Origin of the sequence: Actinoplanes sp. NPDC051513 (assembly GCF_044454685.1) — a bacterium.
In the GTDB taxonomy this organism is placed as follows: Bacteria; Actinomycetota; Actinomycetes; order Mycobacteriales; family Micromonosporaceae; genus Actinoplanes.
Map to the genome: position 1 here is coordinate 511,069 of NZ_JBITDW010000002.1, position 15,043 is coordinate 526,111.

14 protein-coding genes are annotated in these 15,043 nt (G+C 72.0%); 5 read left to right on the forward strand and 9 right to left on the reverse strand.

Annotated features, from left to right (window positions below; translation table 11 throughout):
* The first annotated feature begins 124 nt into the window (after nucleotides 1-124).
* Complete coding sequence (locus ACIA5D_RS07580) at nucleotides 125-283, forward strand: 2Fe-2S iron-sulfur cluster-binding protein (protein WP_396029494.1); 159 nt, start codon at nucleotides 125-127, stop codon at nucleotides 281-283.
* A gap of 35 nt (nucleotides 284-318) precedes the next feature.
* Nucleotides 319-1,122 carry a GNAT family N-acetyltransferase gene (locus ACIA5D_RS07585; protein ID WP_396029038.1) on the forward strand — a complete coding sequence of 268 codons (804 nt, stop codon included), beginning with the start codon at nucleotides 319-321 and terminating at the stop codon, nucleotides 1,120-1,122.
* 1 nt (nucleotide 1,123) lies between these two features.
* Here ACIA5D_RS07585 and ACIA5D_RS07590 read toward each other — a convergent pair whose 3' ends face one another.
* The 3 genes from ACIA5D_RS07590 to ACIA5D_RS07600 all read right to left on the reverse strand — a co-directional run bounded on the left by ACIA5D_RS07590 (nucleotide 1,124) and on the right by ACIA5D_RS07600 (nucleotide 4,926).
* Nucleotides 1,124-2,506, reverse strand: coding sequence for an FAD-binding oxidoreductase (locus ACIA5D_RS07590; RefSeq protein ID WP_396029039.1), 1,383 nt, complete (start codon nucleotides 2,504-2,506; stop codon nucleotides 1,124-1,126).
* A 119-nt stretch (nucleotides 2,507-2,625) separates the two neighbouring features.
* Complete coding sequence (locus tag ACIA5D_RS07595) at nucleotides 2,626-4,260, reverse strand: LuxR C-terminal-related transcriptional regulator (RefSeq protein WP_396029040.1); 1,635 nt, start codon at nucleotides 4,258-4,260, stop codon at nucleotides 2,626-2,628.
* A gap of 54 nt (nucleotides 4,261-4,314) precedes the next feature.
* A complete protein-coding gene (locus tag ACIA5D_RS07600) occupies nucleotides 4,315-4,926 on the reverse strand; it encodes an FMN-dependent NADH-azoreductase (protein WP_396029041.1) in 612 nt (203 codons plus the stop codon).
* A gap of 83 nt (nucleotides 4,927-5,009) precedes the next feature.
* Here ACIA5D_RS07600 and ACIA5D_RS07605 point away from each other — a divergent pair, with 83 nt between their 5' ends.
* Entirely contained in the window at nucleotides 5,010-5,447 is a 438-nt protein-coding gene (locus tag ACIA5D_RS07605; protein WP_396029042.1) for a MarR family winged helix-turn-helix transcriptional regulator, read from the forward strand.
* Between the two features lie 38 nt (nucleotides 5,448-5,485).
* Here ACIA5D_RS07605 and ACIA5D_RS07610 read toward each other — a convergent pair whose 3' ends face one another.
* From ACIA5D_RS07610 to ACIA5D_RS07635, 6 genes are read right to left on the reverse strand one after another with little or no spacing between them, the layout of a single operon-like run.
* On the reverse strand, nucleotides 5,486-6,610 hold the full coding sequence (locus tag ACIA5D_RS07610) for a hypothetical protein (RefSeq protein WP_396029043.1): 1,125 nt from the start codon (nucleotides 6,608-6,610) through the stop codon (nucleotides 5,486-5,488).
* Complete coding sequence (locus ACIA5D_RS07615; RefSeq protein ID WP_396029044.1) at nucleotides 6,594-7,316, reverse strand: ABC transporter ATP-binding protein; 723 nt, start codon at nucleotides 7,314-7,316, stop codon at nucleotides 6,594-6,596. Before ACIA5D_RS07615 ends, ACIA5D_RS07610 begins: the two co-directional genes overlap by 17 nt.
* The gene (locus tag ACIA5D_RS07620) at nucleotides 7,309-9,186 is read right to left on the reverse strand and encodes an ATP-binding cassette domain-containing protein (protein WP_396029045.1); all 1,878 of its coding nucleotides are present in this window, start codon (nucleotides 9,184-9,186) and stop codon (nucleotides 7,309-7,311) included. The genes ACIA5D_RS07615 and ACIA5D_RS07620 overlap by 8 nt, the downstream gene beginning before the upstream one ends.
* Entirely contained in the window at nucleotides 9,183-10,052 is an 870-nt protein-coding gene (locus tag ACIA5D_RS07625) for a branched-chain amino acid ABC transporter permease (protein ID WP_396029046.1), read from the reverse strand. Before ACIA5D_RS07625 ends, ACIA5D_RS07620 begins: the two co-directional genes overlap by 4 nt.
* Before the next feature lie 54 nt (nucleotides 10,053-10,106).
* Nucleotides 10,107-11,342: an amino acid ABC transporter substrate-binding protein gene (locus ACIA5D_RS07630; protein ID WP_396029047.1), complete on the reverse strand. Its 1,236-nt coding sequence runs from the start codon at nucleotides 11,340-11,342 to the stop codon at nucleotides 10,107-10,109.
* A 10-nt stretch (nucleotides 11,343-11,352) separates the two neighbouring features.
* A complete protein-coding gene (locus tag ACIA5D_RS07635; RefSeq protein ID WP_396029048.1) occupies nucleotides 11,353-13,047 on the reverse strand; it encodes an amidohydrolase in 1,695 nt (564 codons plus the stop codon).
* A gap of 298 nt (nucleotides 13,048-13,345) precedes the next feature.
* Between ACIA5D_RS07635 and ACIA5D_RS07640 the strand changes: the two genes are divergently transcribed.
* On the forward strand, nucleotides 13,346-14,155 hold the full coding sequence (locus ACIA5D_RS07640; protein ID WP_396029049.1) for an IclR family transcriptional regulator C-terminal domain-containing protein: 810 nt from the start codon (nucleotides 13,346-13,348) through the stop codon (nucleotides 14,153-14,155).
* Between the two features lie 140 nt (nucleotides 14,156-14,295).
* Nucleotides 14,296-14,913 (forward strand): dihydrofolate reductase family protein, encoded by a 618-nt coding sequence (locus ACIA5D_RS07645; RefSeq protein WP_396029050.1) that lies wholly within the window; start codon nucleotides 14,296-14,298, stop codon nucleotides 14,911-14,913.
* Nucleotides 14,914-15,043 lie beyond the last annotated feature (130 nt).

A 15,043-nucleotide genomic window follows, 5' to 3' on the forward strand; every position in this document is an offset into this window, starting at 1 on the left:
ACGCGTTCCGTCGCTGTTCAGTGGCGCCCGGCACGCTGGGCAGCGTGGACAATGACAGCGGGCCGAAGCCTTCCGGGCACGGCGCGACGTGATCCGCGCGGCGGCCGCCGCCAACGCCGCCGGCGTGGACCTGCCGCAGTCGTGCGGGGAGGGCGCCTGCGGGACCTGCCGGGTGCGGGTGCTCTCGGGCGCTACGAGACCGACACCCGGGGGATGTTCTCGGCCGGCGAGTTGGCGGCCGGGTGGCGGCTCGCCTGCCAGACCTTGCCCACGGAAAACCTGATGATCGCCCCCTGAGACCTCGCTATTCTGCCGCCCATGAGCTCAGTCACGCGGCGGGTCCTGTCTCATGCCGGCGCCGGGCCGGCGCTGAGCGCGCTGAGCGAGTGGACGCCGGTCGATGCGCCGGGCGGCGGCCTCCATCCCGGGGACGTGGGCTGGCAGCTGCGGCACGAGGACGCGGCGGTGCTGCTCTGGGCCGACGACGCGGCGCCGGTGGCGGCCGGTCTCCTCGACGGGCCGGTGCTGCGGGTGACCGCCGCGCCCGGCGCCGACCTCGGGGCGATCGCGGCCGACGCCGAGCAACTGCTCGAGCCCGGCACCGACTGGTGCGACGGGCTGCCGATTCCGGGGTGGGAGCTCGACCGCAACGAGCCCTGGCTCGTCATGTCGTGGGCCCCGCGGCCGGTATCGAGCCGCGCCCAGCGGGTCGGCGAGGCCGATGCGGCCGACCGGGTGCTGGTGCAGCGGTCCGCCTTCGAAAGATCCACGTTCACCATCGAGCGCTGGCGCACGATGAAGCGGTCGCCGGCGGGCGGGCTGGCGGTGGAGGCGCTCGTGCGGACGCCCGATGGACAGCCCGCGGCCGCCGCCACCGGATGGTTCGCCGGCGCGGGCCGGTGCGGGGTGCTCGAGCCGGTCGGCGCCCACCCGGACCATCGCGGGCACGGGTACGGCCGCGATGCCGTGCTGGGCGCGTGCGCGGCTCTCGCCACGCGGGGTGCGAGCGCGGTCGCCGTCGTGACCCCGGCCGCCAACGAGGCCGCGGTGGCGCTCTATCGCTCGGCCGGGTTCACCGTCGTGCGCGAGAACCATGACCGGGTTCGCCCGCAGCCCGGCTGACCTAGGGCCGGATATTGCGGTTCGAGCGGAACACGTTGTCCGGGTCGTAGCGCCGCTTGATCGCCAGCAGGCGGGGGTAGTTCGCGCCGTACGAGGCGCGTACCCGGTCATCCGCCTCGTCGGGGCCTTGGAAGTTGATGTAGGTGCGGCCCAGTCCGTGCGGCCGGATGCGGTCGCCCGCCGCGGCCACCCACTCGCGGAAGCGCGCCGCCTGCGGCTCGCCGGGTGGCCACATGCCCTTCACACCCATGACGTAGCGCGCGTCGCGGTTGCCGACCGCGCCGTCGTCGTCGGCGTGCTCGTTGAGGGCGCCGGCCAGATGCAGCAGGCCGATGTCGGCCATCGGCGCCGGGCAGTCGGCGAACAGGTCCCGCATCGTGGCCAGCAGGTCGCCGGTCAGCTCGCCCGCGTACTCGGTCCGCCAGTCGTAGTGCATGCCCTCCGGCTCGGTGTCGTCCAGATAGGACTGGATCTGGGTGTACGGCGCGGGCGACAGCAGGTCGAGGGCCGGCTCGCCCAGGGCGCGCAGCGGCGCGACCACCTCGTCGCCGTCGCCCGGGTCGCCCGAGTAGCACACGGCCATGGCGCACAGCTTGCGGCCGTGCCACTCCGCCGGGACGAACGGCTCGGGCGGCGCGGTCAGCAGCATGAACCACACCGCCAGCTCGCGGGGGGCCGTCGCGGTGAAGGCGCGGTAGCCGTCCATGACCTCCGCGGCCCGCTCGAACGGCCAGGCGATCAGCCCGCCGTAGACGTCCGGGCCGACGCGGTGCAGGCGATAGGTGAAACGGGTGACCACCCCGAGGTTGGCCCCGGCGCCGCGCAGCGCCCAGAACAGGTCGGGCTCGGCGTCGCGGCTGGTCTCGCGTACGGCGCCGTCGGCCGTCACCACCTCGGCTGCCACGAGGTTGTCGACTGTCCAGCCGAAGCGCCGGGTCAGCACGCCGAGGCCGCCGCCGAGGGTGAGTCCGGCCACCCCGACGCGGGAGATGAACCCGAGCGGCGTGGCCAGGCCGTGTGCCTGGGTCGCGCGATCGACGTCGCCCAGCCGGCAACCCCCGCCCACCGTGGCCGTCCGCTCGACCGGATCCACCGAGACGTCCCGGAAGCCGGACATGTCGATGGCCAGCCCGCCGTCGGCCAGCGCCGTGCCGGCGATGTTGTGCCCGCCGCCGCGGACCGACACGGCCAGGCCGCGCTCGCGGGCGAACGTGACGGCCGCCGCCACGTCCGCGGCGTCGGCGGGCGCCACCACCAGCGCCGGCCGCCGGCCTATCCGGCCGTTCCACAGCTGGGTCGCCGGGCCGAAGCCGGCGTCCTCAGCGGTCAGCACCGTGCCCGTCATCTGCGGCCGCAACGCGCCGGCCAGGCTCGTGGTCGTCATCGCGCTCTCCTGTTCGAACGGGAACCAACGCGTCGACGCTAGGAGGCAGGGCCGGGCGGGCGCGTCGGGCGAAATGCGCGTCGCGGCGGTACGCCGTGTGGGCATTTATGCGTACGCCGTCAGACGAGCCCATGTTCGTAGGCGTAGGCGGTGGCCGCCGAGCGGGAGGGCAGGCCGAGCTTGGCGAGGATGTTGCTGACGTGCCGGGCGACGGTGCGCTCGCTGAGGAACAGCTCGGCGGCGATGCCCCGGTTGCTCTTGCCCGCCGCCACCAGCCGGAGCACCTCCACCTCGCGCGGGGTGAGGCCGCCGGCCGCGCCCGTCGTACGCCCCGTCAGCTCCGCGAGCCCGGCCAGGTCGGGCGCGGCGCCGAGCCGCGCGAAGACCGCTCCCGCCGCGTCGAGCTCGAGCCGCGCGGTGTCGGCGTCCCCGGCCGCCCGGCAGGCCAGCCCCAGCCGGACCCGTACGCGGGCCGCCTCGTACGGAGCGTCCAGCCCGTGCCACAGCTGCCAGGCACGGCGCAGGGCCGCCAGCGCGTCCGACGGCCGGGCGTCCGCGTGGCTGGTCGTGCCCTCGCCGCCGGCCGCCATGGCCCGCAGCAGCGGCACGTCCAGCCGGGCGGCCAGCTCGGACAGCTCGGCGGCCGCCCGCGCCGCGCCCTCCGGATCGCCGGCCGCCAGCAGGATGTCGACGGCCGCGGCGAGCAGCGCGGGGCGGGCCGGCTGGTCGTGCGACTCGCCGAGGGCCCGCTGGATCGCGGCCCGCGCCGCCTCCCGGCGACCCTGCGCCAGCCGCAGGCGGGCGAGGCCGGGCTGCGGTTCCCGGCCCCACCCGTTCGCCTCGCGGTAGGCCGCCTCGGCCGCCGTGAACTCACCGCGCAGCCGGTGCAGCTCGGCCACCACGTACACGGCGGCGCCGGCCGCGGGATGCCCCGGCGGCCGGGTGAGGTGCTCCACCGCCGAGCGTGCCGCGTCGGCGGCCTCGGCCCAGGCGCCGTGCAGCAGCATGATCTCCGCGCGGTGCACGAGGCACTGGCCGCGGTACGGCACCAGGTCGGGCTGGGTCTCGCACCAGCGGGTCAGCGCCACCGTCCACTCACGTGCCCGGCGCAGGTCGAAGACCTCCTGGCAGCCCTCGATGACCGTGCAGTACAGGTTCCCGGCGAGCGCGGGGGAGATCTCGTCGGCCAGCACGGTCACCATCACTTCGTCGAGCAGCGCCATGCCCGAGACGGTGTCGCCCTGCCGCAGGCGTGCCCGGCCCAGCACGCAGCGGGCGAAGGCGACCAGGTCGGGATCGCCGCACCGCTCGCCCACCTCGACCGCCCCCTGCGCCTCCGCGATCGCGCTGGGACAGTCGCCGGCCTCGATGTGCTGGACCGCGGTGGGCAACGCCAGGTAGCCCCGCTCCGCGCAGTCGCGGCGGCCCTCGTCGAGCTGGCGCCGGGCCTTGGCCAGCCACCCGGCTGTCTGCGCCGGCTGTCCCCGGTTCAGCAGGCCGAACGCCAGCCAGAACGCGCACCGGGCGGCTCGTTCGTGCTCGCCCCGGCCGGCCGTCTCGCGGTGCGCCCGCTCCCAGAGCGTCGCGCTGACGTCGTCGCGCCCGAGCAGGTACGCCGCGGTCGCCAGCAGCTCCAGGTCGTCGGCGGCCAGCGGCGACTGCCGGTCGGCCGCCGCGAGCTCGCGGTAGGCCTCCGCCCAGGCCCGCCGCCGGAAGGCGAGCCTGCCGCTGCCGAGTGCCTCGTTCGCCGTCATCCGCTCGCTTCCCCTGGGGGCGAGTTCGACGTGGCTACCGTACCGCTCTCGCGCTCAGAAGAGTTTGGCCAGGTCGCGGGCCTCGGCGTGGGCGCGGCGGCGGCCCTGGGCGGCGTCGGCGGTGGCCAGATTGGGGCGGAAGTGGACGGCCCGGATGTCGTCGACGCCGGCCCACCGGAGCCAGTCCTCGAAGTACGGCGACTGGAAGTCGGCGCCGAAGGCGGGGGAGCGGCCGGGGCCGTACACGGCGCTGGTGTAGATGACCGCGGCGCGCTTTCCGCGCAGCAGGCCGTGGTAGCCCGCCACCGGGTCGAAGCCGAACACCAGCCCCGGCTGGCTCACCACGTCGATGAACTGCTTCAGGATGTACGGGATCCCGGCGTTCCACATCGGGACGCTGAAGACGTAGCGGTCGGCCGCGTCGAAGCGGTGGAAGGTCTCCACGGCGGCCTGCCACGCGGGGCCTTCGGGCGCCTCGCCGGCGAAGACGGCCATCTTGGCGGCGGCCGCGGACGGGCCGAACGAGGGCAGCGTGCCGTCCCAGAGATCGAACTCCTCGATCGGGACGTTCGGCGACACCTCGCGGAACGTGTCGAGGAAGGTGCCGGCGATCGCGCGTGATTCGGAGCGGTCGCCGCGCGGCGAGGCGGAGATGTGCATCAGCATGGTTCCTCCAGATATGAATGCGTGCGCACGCACATTGTCAGCCTAGTGCGTGCGCACGCACAAGAATCGGATAGGCTGGCGTGATGAGCGACACCGATGTGGCGTCCTGGGCAGCCCTGTTGCGTGTGCACGCGGCGCTGGTCCCGCTGATCGACCGCGAGCTTCAGGCCGCCTGTGGGCTGCCGCTGACCTGGTACGACGTGCTGCTCGAGCTGAACTCGGCGCCGGGCCGGCGGCTGAGCATGGGCGAGCTGGGCGAGGTCGCGGTCGTCAGCCGCACGCGCGCGAGCCGGGTGGTCGACCAACTCGCCGCGGCGGGCCTGGTCGCCCGCGAGGCCAACGCCGACGATCGCCGCTCCGCCTACGCCACCATCACCGAGGCGGGCCGCGCGCGGCTACGCGCCGCCGCTCCGATCTACCTGGAGTCGATCCGGCGGCATTTCACGTCGCGGATGACAGCGCGGGAGTCGGCCACCGTGGCCACCGCGCTCGAGAAGGTCCTGGGCGACCTGCCCCGATAGGCCGCCCTCAACTCGCCCGGGCCAGCGCGTCCGCGTCTTCAGCTGACCCCGGCTGCGGCCGATGAGCGGCGCAGGGCTTCGCGCAGCGCGGGCGGCATGGCAGCCAGCGTCGCCGCGGTGTACTCGACCCGCCGGCCGCCCGGCCACGTCGTCAACGCCGCGGGGCGGGTGGCGACGCAGCGGTCGCAACGCCCCGTCGCGCCCGTCGGGACGAAGCGGGCGCATGCCGGGCACCGGTCGCGGACGCGGAGCGGACGCCGCCGGCGGTTGCGCTGCCAGACGGTGACGCGGTCGGGGATACCGGGCCACGAGGGTAGTGCCAGCTCCTCGGTGACCGTCCAATTGAGATCGAGCTCCCGGTGCAGGCGCGGGGTGCCGGCCGGCCCGTCCGCGTCCCCGCCGATGAGCACCAGGGTGTCGCCCCGATAGGCGCGGACCGCGGCATAGCCGGCCGAGTCGTCGAGCGGCGGCGGCCAGCACAGCAACAGCGTCCGGCCGGGGTGTGCCCGCACCGCCTCGACCGCCGGCATCGGCGCGACCGGAAACCAGGTCCGGCCGGCCCGGTGATACGCGTTGCCTGCCTGGCCGGGCGGGGCGATGTCGGTGGCCACGACATCGGCGCCGGCGGCGGACAACAGCGAGGCCCAATAGCCGGTGCCCGCGCCCACCTCGACCAGCGGGCCGTGGGAGCCGATCAGGCCGAGGGCGGCGGGCGAAGGGATCGCCCAGGAATACAGCGACGCCAGCTCGCGCCGCCGCGCGTCCAGATCGAGCACCCGGGCCACCGCGGCGGGCACCCGCAGTGAACCCGGGCCGGCTGTGCCGCCGGCCAGCATCCCGGCCAGGTCGGCCATCGGAAGGTGGCCCAGGCTCTCGGCGTATGCCAACCAGCGAGCACGGGCCGCAAGCCAATCGCCCTCGGTGACCACGACGTCGGGGCATCGCGCGGCGTAGGCCGCGAAGGTGGTCAGGGAGGCGAACTCGTCCCAGCCGGGCGGCCGTAGCCAGGGAGAGTCGAACGGGTACGCCTCGCCCGGCGCGAGGTGCCGCCACCGTCCCGGTCCACAAGGGACGGCGGCGGCGCCACAGCTCGCGCAGATCGGATGGCCGTCGACGACCACGCGGCGGCCCGCCATCAGCAGCGGCTCACAGGCCGAGCACACTGCGGCGCACCTCTTCGCTGTCCCGCATCGACGCGGCCGGGCCGGAGGCCACCACCCGCCCCTCACCGAGCAGATAGGCCCGATCGGCGATGGCGAGAGCCCGCTCCACGTCCTGCTCGACCACGACGACGCTCACCCCGGAGTCGACGATGCGGCGGATCGCGTCGTAGACCTCGTCGACCCGCACCGGGGCCAGGCCCAGCGACGGCTCGTCGAGCAGCAGCAGAGCCGGTTTCGCCATCAGCGCGCGGCCGATGGCCAGCATCTGCTGCTCGCCGCCGCTGAGGTTTCCCGCCAACTGTCCGGAGCGTTCGGCCAGCCGTGGAAAGAGCTCGTGGACGGTGCCGAGCGTTCCGCGATAGGAGGCGCGGGCCCCGCGCCGGTACGCCCCGAGCAGCAGGTTGTCGGTGACCGTCATGCGCGGGAAGATGCGCCGGCCCTCGGGGACGACCGCCACCCCGTGCGCGCAGACCCGATGGCCGGGCAGCGCCGTGGTCTCCGTGCCGTTGACAATGATGCGGCCGGCGGTGGCGGGGTGGATGCCGGCGATGGCGTTGACCAATGTGGACTTGCCGGCGCCGTTCGGGCCGACCACGGACACCGTCTCGCCGGCGCCGACCCGCAGGCCGACGTCCCACAGGGCGCGCGCGTCGCCGTAGCGGACGTCCAGGCTCTCCACCTCGAGAACCGAGAGCTCGTCAGACATGGGCCTGCCTTCCCAGATACGCCTTCACGACCGCGGGATCGCTCATCACCGCACGCGGCTCGCCGTCGGCCAGCACCGTGCCCCGGTCCAGCACGACGATCCGGGTGGCGAGCTGGTTGAGCACCCGCAGCAGATGCTCGACGATGACGATGGTGATGCCGCCGGCGTGGATGCGCCGGACGACCTGGACCGCGTTGTCGACCTCCGCCGGGTTGAGCCCGGCGAGGGCCTCGTCGAGCAGCAGCACCTTGGGCTCGGCCGCGATCGCCCGGGCCATCTCGAGCAGCTGCCGTTGATGGAGGGTCAGATTCATCGGGTACGCGTCCGCGAGGTGCCCGAGCGACACGGTGGCGAGGTGCTTCTCGGCGAGCGGGCGTGCGTCCCGCAGCGAATGCGCCCGGCGGCCGAACATGATGGCGGTGGCCACGTTGTCCCGCACGGTCATCGACGCGAACGGCTTCGGGATCTGGTACGTGCGGGCGAGCCCGACGTGCGCGATCTCGTGCGGGGCGAGTCTGGTGGTGCCGGCGCCGCCGATCCGGATCTCGCCGCCGCTGGGCCGGTACGTGCCGGAGAGCAGGTTGATGAGGGTCGTCTTGCCCGAGCCGTTCGGGCCCACCAGGCCGATCAGCTCGCCCTCGCGGATGTCCAGGGTGACGTCGTCGAGGGCGTGCACGCCGCCGAAGCGCTTGGCCACGCCCCGGCACTCGACGAGAACGGCGCCCGGCTCGCGAGGCGGCGTCGATGAGGTGGCGTGCGCAGCTTGCGGCTCCTTTTCCAGATCTGGTGGCGGGGCGGCGGGTGCGGTCGCCGGCGCCTTGCGGCCGAAGATGATCGCGGCCAGCGCGGCCGCCAGCATCCCGGCGAGAATCCAGTCCAGCTCCTCGCCCCAGACGTTGATGATGCCGAGGACGCCGCCGACGACGAGGAAGGCGGCCAGCGAGAGCCAGGGCCGCGCCCGCAACCGGCTGAACAGGCCGTTCGGCGCGATCGCCACCAGCACCGCGAGCACGGCGCCCAGGATGATCGCGTTCCACTCCTCGAGGCCGTAGGAGGAGAGCCGGTCCTGCAGCACCACGATCAGCACCGCGCCGATGACCGGGCCGAGCCAGTGGGTGCGCCCGCCCAGCACCGCCATCACGATGACGAACAACGGAATCGTCAGCCCGAACACGCTCTCCACCGTCACGAACCCGATCTGCAGCGCGTACACGCTGCCGCCGAGCCCGCCGATCACCCCGCCGGCGACGATGGCGATCATCTTGTACCGGTAGGTGGGCACCCCGAGCACCTCGGCGACATCCTCGTCGTCGTGGATGGCGGTGAGGGCCGATCCCGCGCGGCTGTGCTGTACCCCGTACGCGAAAAAGACCGCGACCGCCGCGACCAGGACCGCCAAGAGGTATTGAAATTGCTGGAAATCGCCGAAGGCGGACGGCGGCGGCACCGAGGTGCCCTGCCCGCCGTCGATGTCCCGGTTGATGCGGGCGAACGCGGAAAGGATGAACGGAACCGCGAGCGTCAGCAGCGCGAAGATCTCGCCACGCAGCGAGCCGAGCCGGAACGCCACCGCCCCGATCCCGAGCGCCAGAAGTCCACACAGGACGGCCGCGATCGGCAGCGTCCAGAGGAAGTTGACGCCGTGCCGGCCGGTGAGCACCGCGGTCGTGTAGGCGCCGACACCGACGTACGCCGCCTGGCCGAAGCTGAAGTAGCCGGCGTATCCGGAGAGCAGATTCCAACTGGTGGTCTGGGCGATCCAGAAGCAGATCGTGCCGATCAGCACGAGATAGAACGACGGGATGCCGCTGAAGGCGAGCGCCAGCAGCACGATCAGGGCCACGCCGAGCCCGAGAACGCCACGCCTCATCGGACCGCCCCCAACGCGAAAAGGCCCCGGGGCCGCAGCAGCAGAGCCAGGATGATGGCGGTGAACAGCACGAAGGGCGCGGTCGCCGGGGACCACACCACCGACACCACCCCGGAGAGCACGCCGACCAGAATTCCGGCCGCGAAGGTGCCGGCCACCTCGCCGATGCCCCCGAGGATCACGACGGCGAAGACGATCCCGAACCATTCGTACGCGGTTTCCGGCGTCATCGCGTTGCCGAGCGCGAAAATCGTCCCCGCGAGCGCCGCGGTCGCCCCCGACAGGCCGCCGAGCACGAGGCTGAGCCGGCGGTGGTTCATGCCGAAGGCGCCGGCCACCGCGCTGTCCTGGGCGACGGCCCGCAACGCCCGGCCCGCGAACGTGCGCCGTAGCGCGAGATGCGCGCCGAGCACGACCAGCCCGGCGAGCACGAAACCGAACAGGGTGCTGACCGGGAAGACCAGGCGGCCCAGGGTCACCGATTCGGTGGCGTACGGGTTGATGTCGGCGGTCATCCGCCGGAAGTCCGCGCTCCAGATGTTCGCGGCCACCTGGATCGTGATGATCAGCAGGCCGAAGCTGATCAGCAGCGAGTTGAACTCGCTCACCGCCAGCCGGTCGAACAGCCACTGGAGGCAGGCGCCCGCCACGAACAGCGCGGGAACCGTGACGACCAGCGTGAGCAGCGGGTCGATTCCCCACGACGTGGAAAGTTGGTAGGTGAGATAGGCGCCGATGAGGATCAGCCCGAAATGGGCGAGGTTGATGATCCGCAGCACGCCCCAGGTCGCGGAGAGGCCGAGGGCCATCAGGGCATAGAGGCCACCGATCAGCGCGCCGCTGAGGATGGCCTGGACGACATTCATGCGGGTCCACCTCTGGAGGGAAATGGGGCGGCCCTTTGGAGGGCCGCCCCGGATTCACTTGATGGGTGCGGCGGCCTTGTCCGCCGGCCAGACGGTCACCCAGTCGCCGTTCTGGATCTGCTTGAGCGTCTGGGTGGTCGGCCAGAAGTTGTGGTCCTTCGGGTCGAAGGCGAGGTGACCGCTGAAGGTCGTGTCGGCGCCCTTGGCGTGCAGGGAGTCGCAGATCTTCTTCTGGTCGAGCCCGCCGGCCGCCTTGACCCCGTCGGTGAGGATCTGCCAGGCGTTCCACGAGGCGGTGGCCTGCGTCTCGAAGACCGTGTACGGCAGCTTGGCCGCGGCGGCCCGCTTGGTGAAGTCGTTGACGATCTCGGTCGCCTCGGGCGGGAGTTTGGCCAGCGTCGCCGGGTTCGGCTCGAACATCGACACCGAGAGCATGCCCTCGGCCGGCGCCCCCACGGCCAGCAGCGGCCCCGGCGCCGGGAAGAGCGCGAACATCTTCTTCGGCGTGTAGTTGAGCTGCTTCATCGCCGTGAGGATGTTGACCGCGTCCACGCCCAGCCCGTTGTCGATCACCAGGTCGGGGTCGGCGTCGCGCACCTGGGTGGCGATCGGCGCCCAGTCGGTGGTGGTCGGCGGGTAGTGCACGTTGACCGCCACGTCGAGGCCGCGCTCCTTGGCGATGCTCAGCACGCCGGCCTTGTCGTCGCCGAAGCCGTCCGAGACGAAGGCCGCCGAGCCGCTCTGGCTGGTCAGCACGGCGATCTTCTTGGGTGGCGTGGGCAGCGTGGCCAGCGCGTCGAACAACTGGGTCGGGACGAACGAGTTCGGGGTCGGGCCGATCGACCAGGCCGGGAACTGGCACTCGTAGGTGAGCTGCGGCGCGAGCACGGCGGTGTGCTGGGGGAGCACGTAGCCGTGCCGCTGGGCCACCGCCATCGCCGACAGGATGTTCGGCGTGGCGTACGGGCCCATCAGCAGGTCCACCTTGTCCTGGCTGATCAGCCGCTCGTAGAGCTGGCTCACCTTGGACTGGTCGGACTGGTCGTCGACCACCTTCCACTCGACCTTGCGGCCGAGCAGGCCGCCGGCCGCGTTGAGCCGGTCGACGAACTCCTCACCGGCGATCTTGTGGATCGCGCCGGTGGCGGCGAACGCGCCGGTCAGCGAGAGGGTCGAGCCGACCACGATGGGGTCGCTGTCGCCGGCCTCGTCACCGCCCCGGTTGCAGCCGGCGACAGCGACGGACAGGGCGACAGCGGTCGCTAAGGCGGTGAAGGATCGTCTGCGCATGGAGGCTCCTTTAACGGCAGTCGCCCGAGTCGTGGACCACCGCTCCGCCGACGACGGTCAGCACGGAGCGGATCTTCTTGAGGCCCTCGGCCGGGACGGTGAAGTAGTCGTCGTTGAGCACCGCGAGGTCGCCGAGCCGGCCGACCTCGAGCGAGCCGAGCAGCTGCTCGTCCTCGCCGCCCAGGAACCACTGGTTGGCCCGCGTGTAGAGGGTCAGCAGCTCCTGCCGGGTGATCTGCTGGTTCGGGTTGATCTGCACGCCGCGGGCGTTCCTGCCCGTGGTCGCGTAGTAGGCGTGGATCCACGGGTTCATCGGCGCGATCTGCATGCCGTCCGAGCTCATGCCGGCCGGGATCCCGTTGTCGACGATCATGCGGAACGGCGGACCGGACTGCGGTCCGTTCCCGGCCAGGTACTGCCAGCCGGTCAGGTTGACGCCGCCGCCGATCGCCTTGAGCCGGTTGACGTATTCCGGCGTGATCTGCGGGACGTGCGCGACCACCCAGCGCAGGTCCTCGATGCCGATCTCGGCGTGGACCGTCTCGAACGCCTGGATCTGGGTCTGGAAGTCGGAGCCGGAGAGGGAGTGCACCTCGACCCGCCAGCCCGCCTTCGCGGTCTTGCGGGCGGCTTCCAGGAACACCGGGCCGCCGAAGTAGCTGGCCGCGATGAACTCGCCGATCGCGCCGGTGCGCACCATGTCGTTGCCGAAGAACTTGAAGGCGTTCTGGATCCGGTCGGTCAGGGTGGTGACGTTGGTGTCGGTGTCCTGGTGCAGGAAGTTGATGCGCAGCCGGACGATGCCGCGGCCCTCGTCGTACACCTTCAGGAAGGGCAGGTGCATCGCGTAGTTGTCCTCGTGCGCGGCGCCGTCCGAGGGGGTGTTGGTGGCCTGGAAGGCGCCCTGGTCGAGGTGGGTGGTGATGCCCATCTCGGTCGCATAGGCCATCGCGTCGAGCGTGCTGCGCACCCGGTCGTCGAAGGTCAGGGTGCGGCGCAGCGCGAGGGTGGCCTTGCCGGTCTCGGCGCCGCCGGCGATCGTGCCGTCCGCGCCGACGGTCACCGGGATCTCGGCCGCCTCGAAGAACTTCTTGCCGAGGCTGTTGGTCACGCTGGGGCCGGTGAAACCGATGCTGATGTACGCGGGGTGGTGCGGCAGCGCGTTGTCGAGCTCGGCCAGGGTGGGCAGCCGGACTTCCTTGAACTGGTTGAAATGGAACCCGCCGATGGTGGTGATGAACTTGCCGGCCGGCACCTTCTTCGCCCGGTCCCGGAAGGTGTTCTGCACGTCGCCGACGGAGTAGGCGTTCTCCAGCGGCGTGTGGTAGCCGGGCCGGTTTCCCATCAGGACGATGTGGTTGTGGCAGTCGATCAGCCCCGGGATCACGGTGCGGCCGCGCAGGTTGATCGTCCGCGGGTTGCCGTCGAAGGCCCGCTTGGCGGTCCGCTCGTCGGTGCCGACGTAGACGATCCGGCCGTCCTTGACCGCCACGACCGAGGCGATCCGGTTGCGGCGGTCCATCGTGTGGATGCGGCCGTTGTACAGGACCAGGTCGGCGTTGAGCGTGCCGTCCTTGAAGTCCTGGTGAGCGAGGGCGGGCGCGCCCCCGGTGACCGCCGCGGCGGCGGCCGCCGCCCCGGCGACGGCGCCGCTGCGCAGGACGGTGCGGCGGGAGATGCCCTCGTTGGTGCTGTCGGTGGTCATGTTTCGACACCTCTTCTGCTTTTTGAGCGCAGAGAATTGGGGGAGTGGTCGGCTCGGAGGCGGGGGCGGGCGCATCCGGGCGTGCGCCATCGACCGGCGCCGGGCGGGGGTTGCCGCGACGTCGGGCCGATGGTGTGGGGTCGGGAGTCGGACGTCCGTCCGCTAGGCGGACCGGAGTGAACTCACAATGCGCCGACCCGCGAGAGCCGTCAAGACTTCAACTGGAAACATTTGCTTCACTGGGCGGACTAATGTTCGCTGGACGGACGAACGGTTCGACTGACCACATGGGGGAGCCATGCCCGATCGCGGCGAAGGCCCCGACTTCATCGAGGCCCTGGCGCGGGGCCTCGACGTGCTGCGCGTGTTCAACGCCGGCTGCCCGCGCCCGACACTGAGTCAGGTCGCGGCGGCCAGCGGCCTGACCCGGCCGACGGCGCGGCGGTTCCTGCTGACCCTGCGCGAGCTCGGCTACGTGCGGCCGGCCGGGGGCGGGTTCGAGCTGACCCCGCGGGTGCTCGACCTCGGCATGGCGTACATCGGCGCACAGAGCCTGTGGGATCTCGCCCGCCCGCATCTGGAGACCCTGGTGGCCCGCACCGGCGAATCGTCCTCGATGACCGAGCTCGACGGCTCGGACATTCTCTACACGGCGCGGGTCGCGGTTCCGAAAATCATCGCGTTGCGCGTCGAGATCGGCACCCGACTCCCGGCCGCCGTCACGTCGCAGGGCAAGGTTCTGCTGGCCGCGATGCCGCTCGACCGGGCCGCCGAGACGCTCGCGGTCCCGAGCCGTTCCGGGGTGCGGCCGTGGGTCACGCCGCCGGCCGCCGGGCAGCTGCACGACCTGCTCTGCGAGGTGCACGCGCAGGGCTGGGCGATCGCCGACAACGAGCTGGCGCCGGGGGTGCGGTCGATCGCGGTGCCGGTGCGCGACGGCTCGGGCGAGGTGCGGGCGGCCATGAACGTGACGGTCAACGCCGGCGAGACCGAGATCCGTACACTCACCGAGGAGTACCTGCCCTACCTGCTCGAGGCCGCCGCCGCAATCGAGCAGGATTGGGCCCGCTGGCAATCGCGTCCACAAAGTGAGATTCCGGCCTTCTGAGGTCCGTTCCCCGGACGATTGTCCGCCACAATTCATATCGACTTTCATATATTTGAAGAGCTGAGCTCGCCGCCGGGACCGATGAATTTCGGCGGTGGCTCCGGTCTACCTCACCGATAACGGATCGAAAGGACGACATCATGGCGAAGGTCATCTCTACGCTGTTCATCTCCGCCGACGGGGTGGCCGAGATCGACCCCGACTGGCACTTTCCCTACTTCGACGACAACATGGGCCGGGCCGTCGGGGAGGACTACGACACCTCCGACGTGCTGCTCATCGGACGCGTGACCTACGACAGCTTCGCCGGGGCGTGGCCCGATCGCGAGGCGGCCGGCGGGGAGGACGCGACTTTCGCGAAACAGCTCGGCGACGTACGGAAAATTGTTGTTTCCCGGCAGCCTCTTTCCTTCTCGTGGCGGAACTCCGAGCTGGTGAGCGGTGACCTGGTCGAGGCGGTCGCCGCGCTGAAGGCGGATGCGGGCGTCAAGGGGATCCTGATTCCCGGCTCGATCTCGGTGGTGCAGCAGCTGCTCGCCGCCGGGCTGGTCGACGAGCTGCGGCTGCTGGTGCATCCGGTGGCGGCGCGCAAGGGCCGCCGGTTGTTCGACGAGGGCGACGCCCCCTACCACCTGACGGTGACCGCCACCGAGGCCTTCCCGACGGGCGTGATCCGCGTGATCTACGCGCCCGCCGAAACCCCCACGAAGGTCGTCTACGACGAGGTCAAGGGCAAGGTGCCCACCGAGGACGCCTAGTGCGGGGGCGCCGGGCGGGGGTGGCCGGCGGGGATGTCACCTCGGGGATCGCGGTCATGGCGGTTGGTCGCCCGCGCGACCGGGTCAGTTCCGCGGATGTCGAATCAGCGGGGAACCAGATCACCCCGCG

Excerpts from the sequence above, each read along its gene's own strand:
- ACIA5D_RS07595 (WP_396029040.1), bottom strand. The coding sequence starts at position 4,260 with ATGACGGCGAACGAGGCACTCGGCAGCGGCAGGCTCGCCTTCCGGCGG.
- ACIA5D_RS07625 (WP_396029046.1), bottom strand. The coding sequence starts at position 10,052 with ATGAATGTCGTCCAGGCCATCCTCAGCGGCGCGCTGATCGGTGGCCTC.
- ACIA5D_RS07585 (WP_396029038.1), top strand. The coding sequence starts at position 319 with ATGAGCTCAGTCACGCGGCGGGTCCTGTCTCATGCCGGCGCCGGGCCG.
- ACIA5D_RS07615 (WP_396029044.1), bottom strand. The coding sequence starts at position 7,316 with ATGTCTGACGAGCTCTCGGTTCTCGAGGTGGAGAGCCTGGACGTCCGC.
- ACIA5D_RS07645 (WP_396029050.1), top strand. The coding sequence starts at position 14,296 with ATGGCGAAGGTCATCTCTACGCTGTTCATCTCCGCCGACGGGGTGGCC.
- ACIA5D_RS07620 (WP_396029045.1), bottom strand. The coding sequence starts at position 9,186 with ATGAGGCGTGGCGTTCTCGGGCTCGGCGTGGCCCTGATCGTGCTGCTG.
- ACIA5D_RS07600 (WP_396029041.1), bottom strand. The coding sequence starts at position 4,926 with ATGCTGATGCACATCTCCGCCTCGCCGCGCGGCGACCGCTCCGAATCA.
- ACIA5D_RS07630 (WP_396029047.1), bottom strand. The coding sequence starts at position 11,342 with ATGCGCAGACGATCCTTCACCGCCTTAGCGACCGCTGTCGCCCTGTCC.
- ACIA5D_RS07605 (WP_396029042.1), top strand. The coding sequence starts at position 5,010 with ATGAGCGACACCGATGTGGCGTCCTGGGCAGCCCTGTTGCGTGTGCAC.
- ACIA5D_RS07635 (WP_396029048.1), bottom strand. The coding sequence starts at position 13,047 with ATGACCACCGACAGCACCAACGAGGGCATCTCCCGCCGCACCGTCCTG.
- ACIA5D_RS07640 (WP_396029049.1), top strand. The coding sequence starts at position 13,346 with ATGCCCGATCGCGGCGAAGGCCCCGACTTCATCGAGGCCCTGGCGCGG.
- ACIA5D_RS07590 (WP_396029039.1), bottom strand. The coding sequence starts at position 2,506 with ATGACGACCACGAGCCTGGCCGGCGCGTTGCGGCCGCAGATGACGGGC.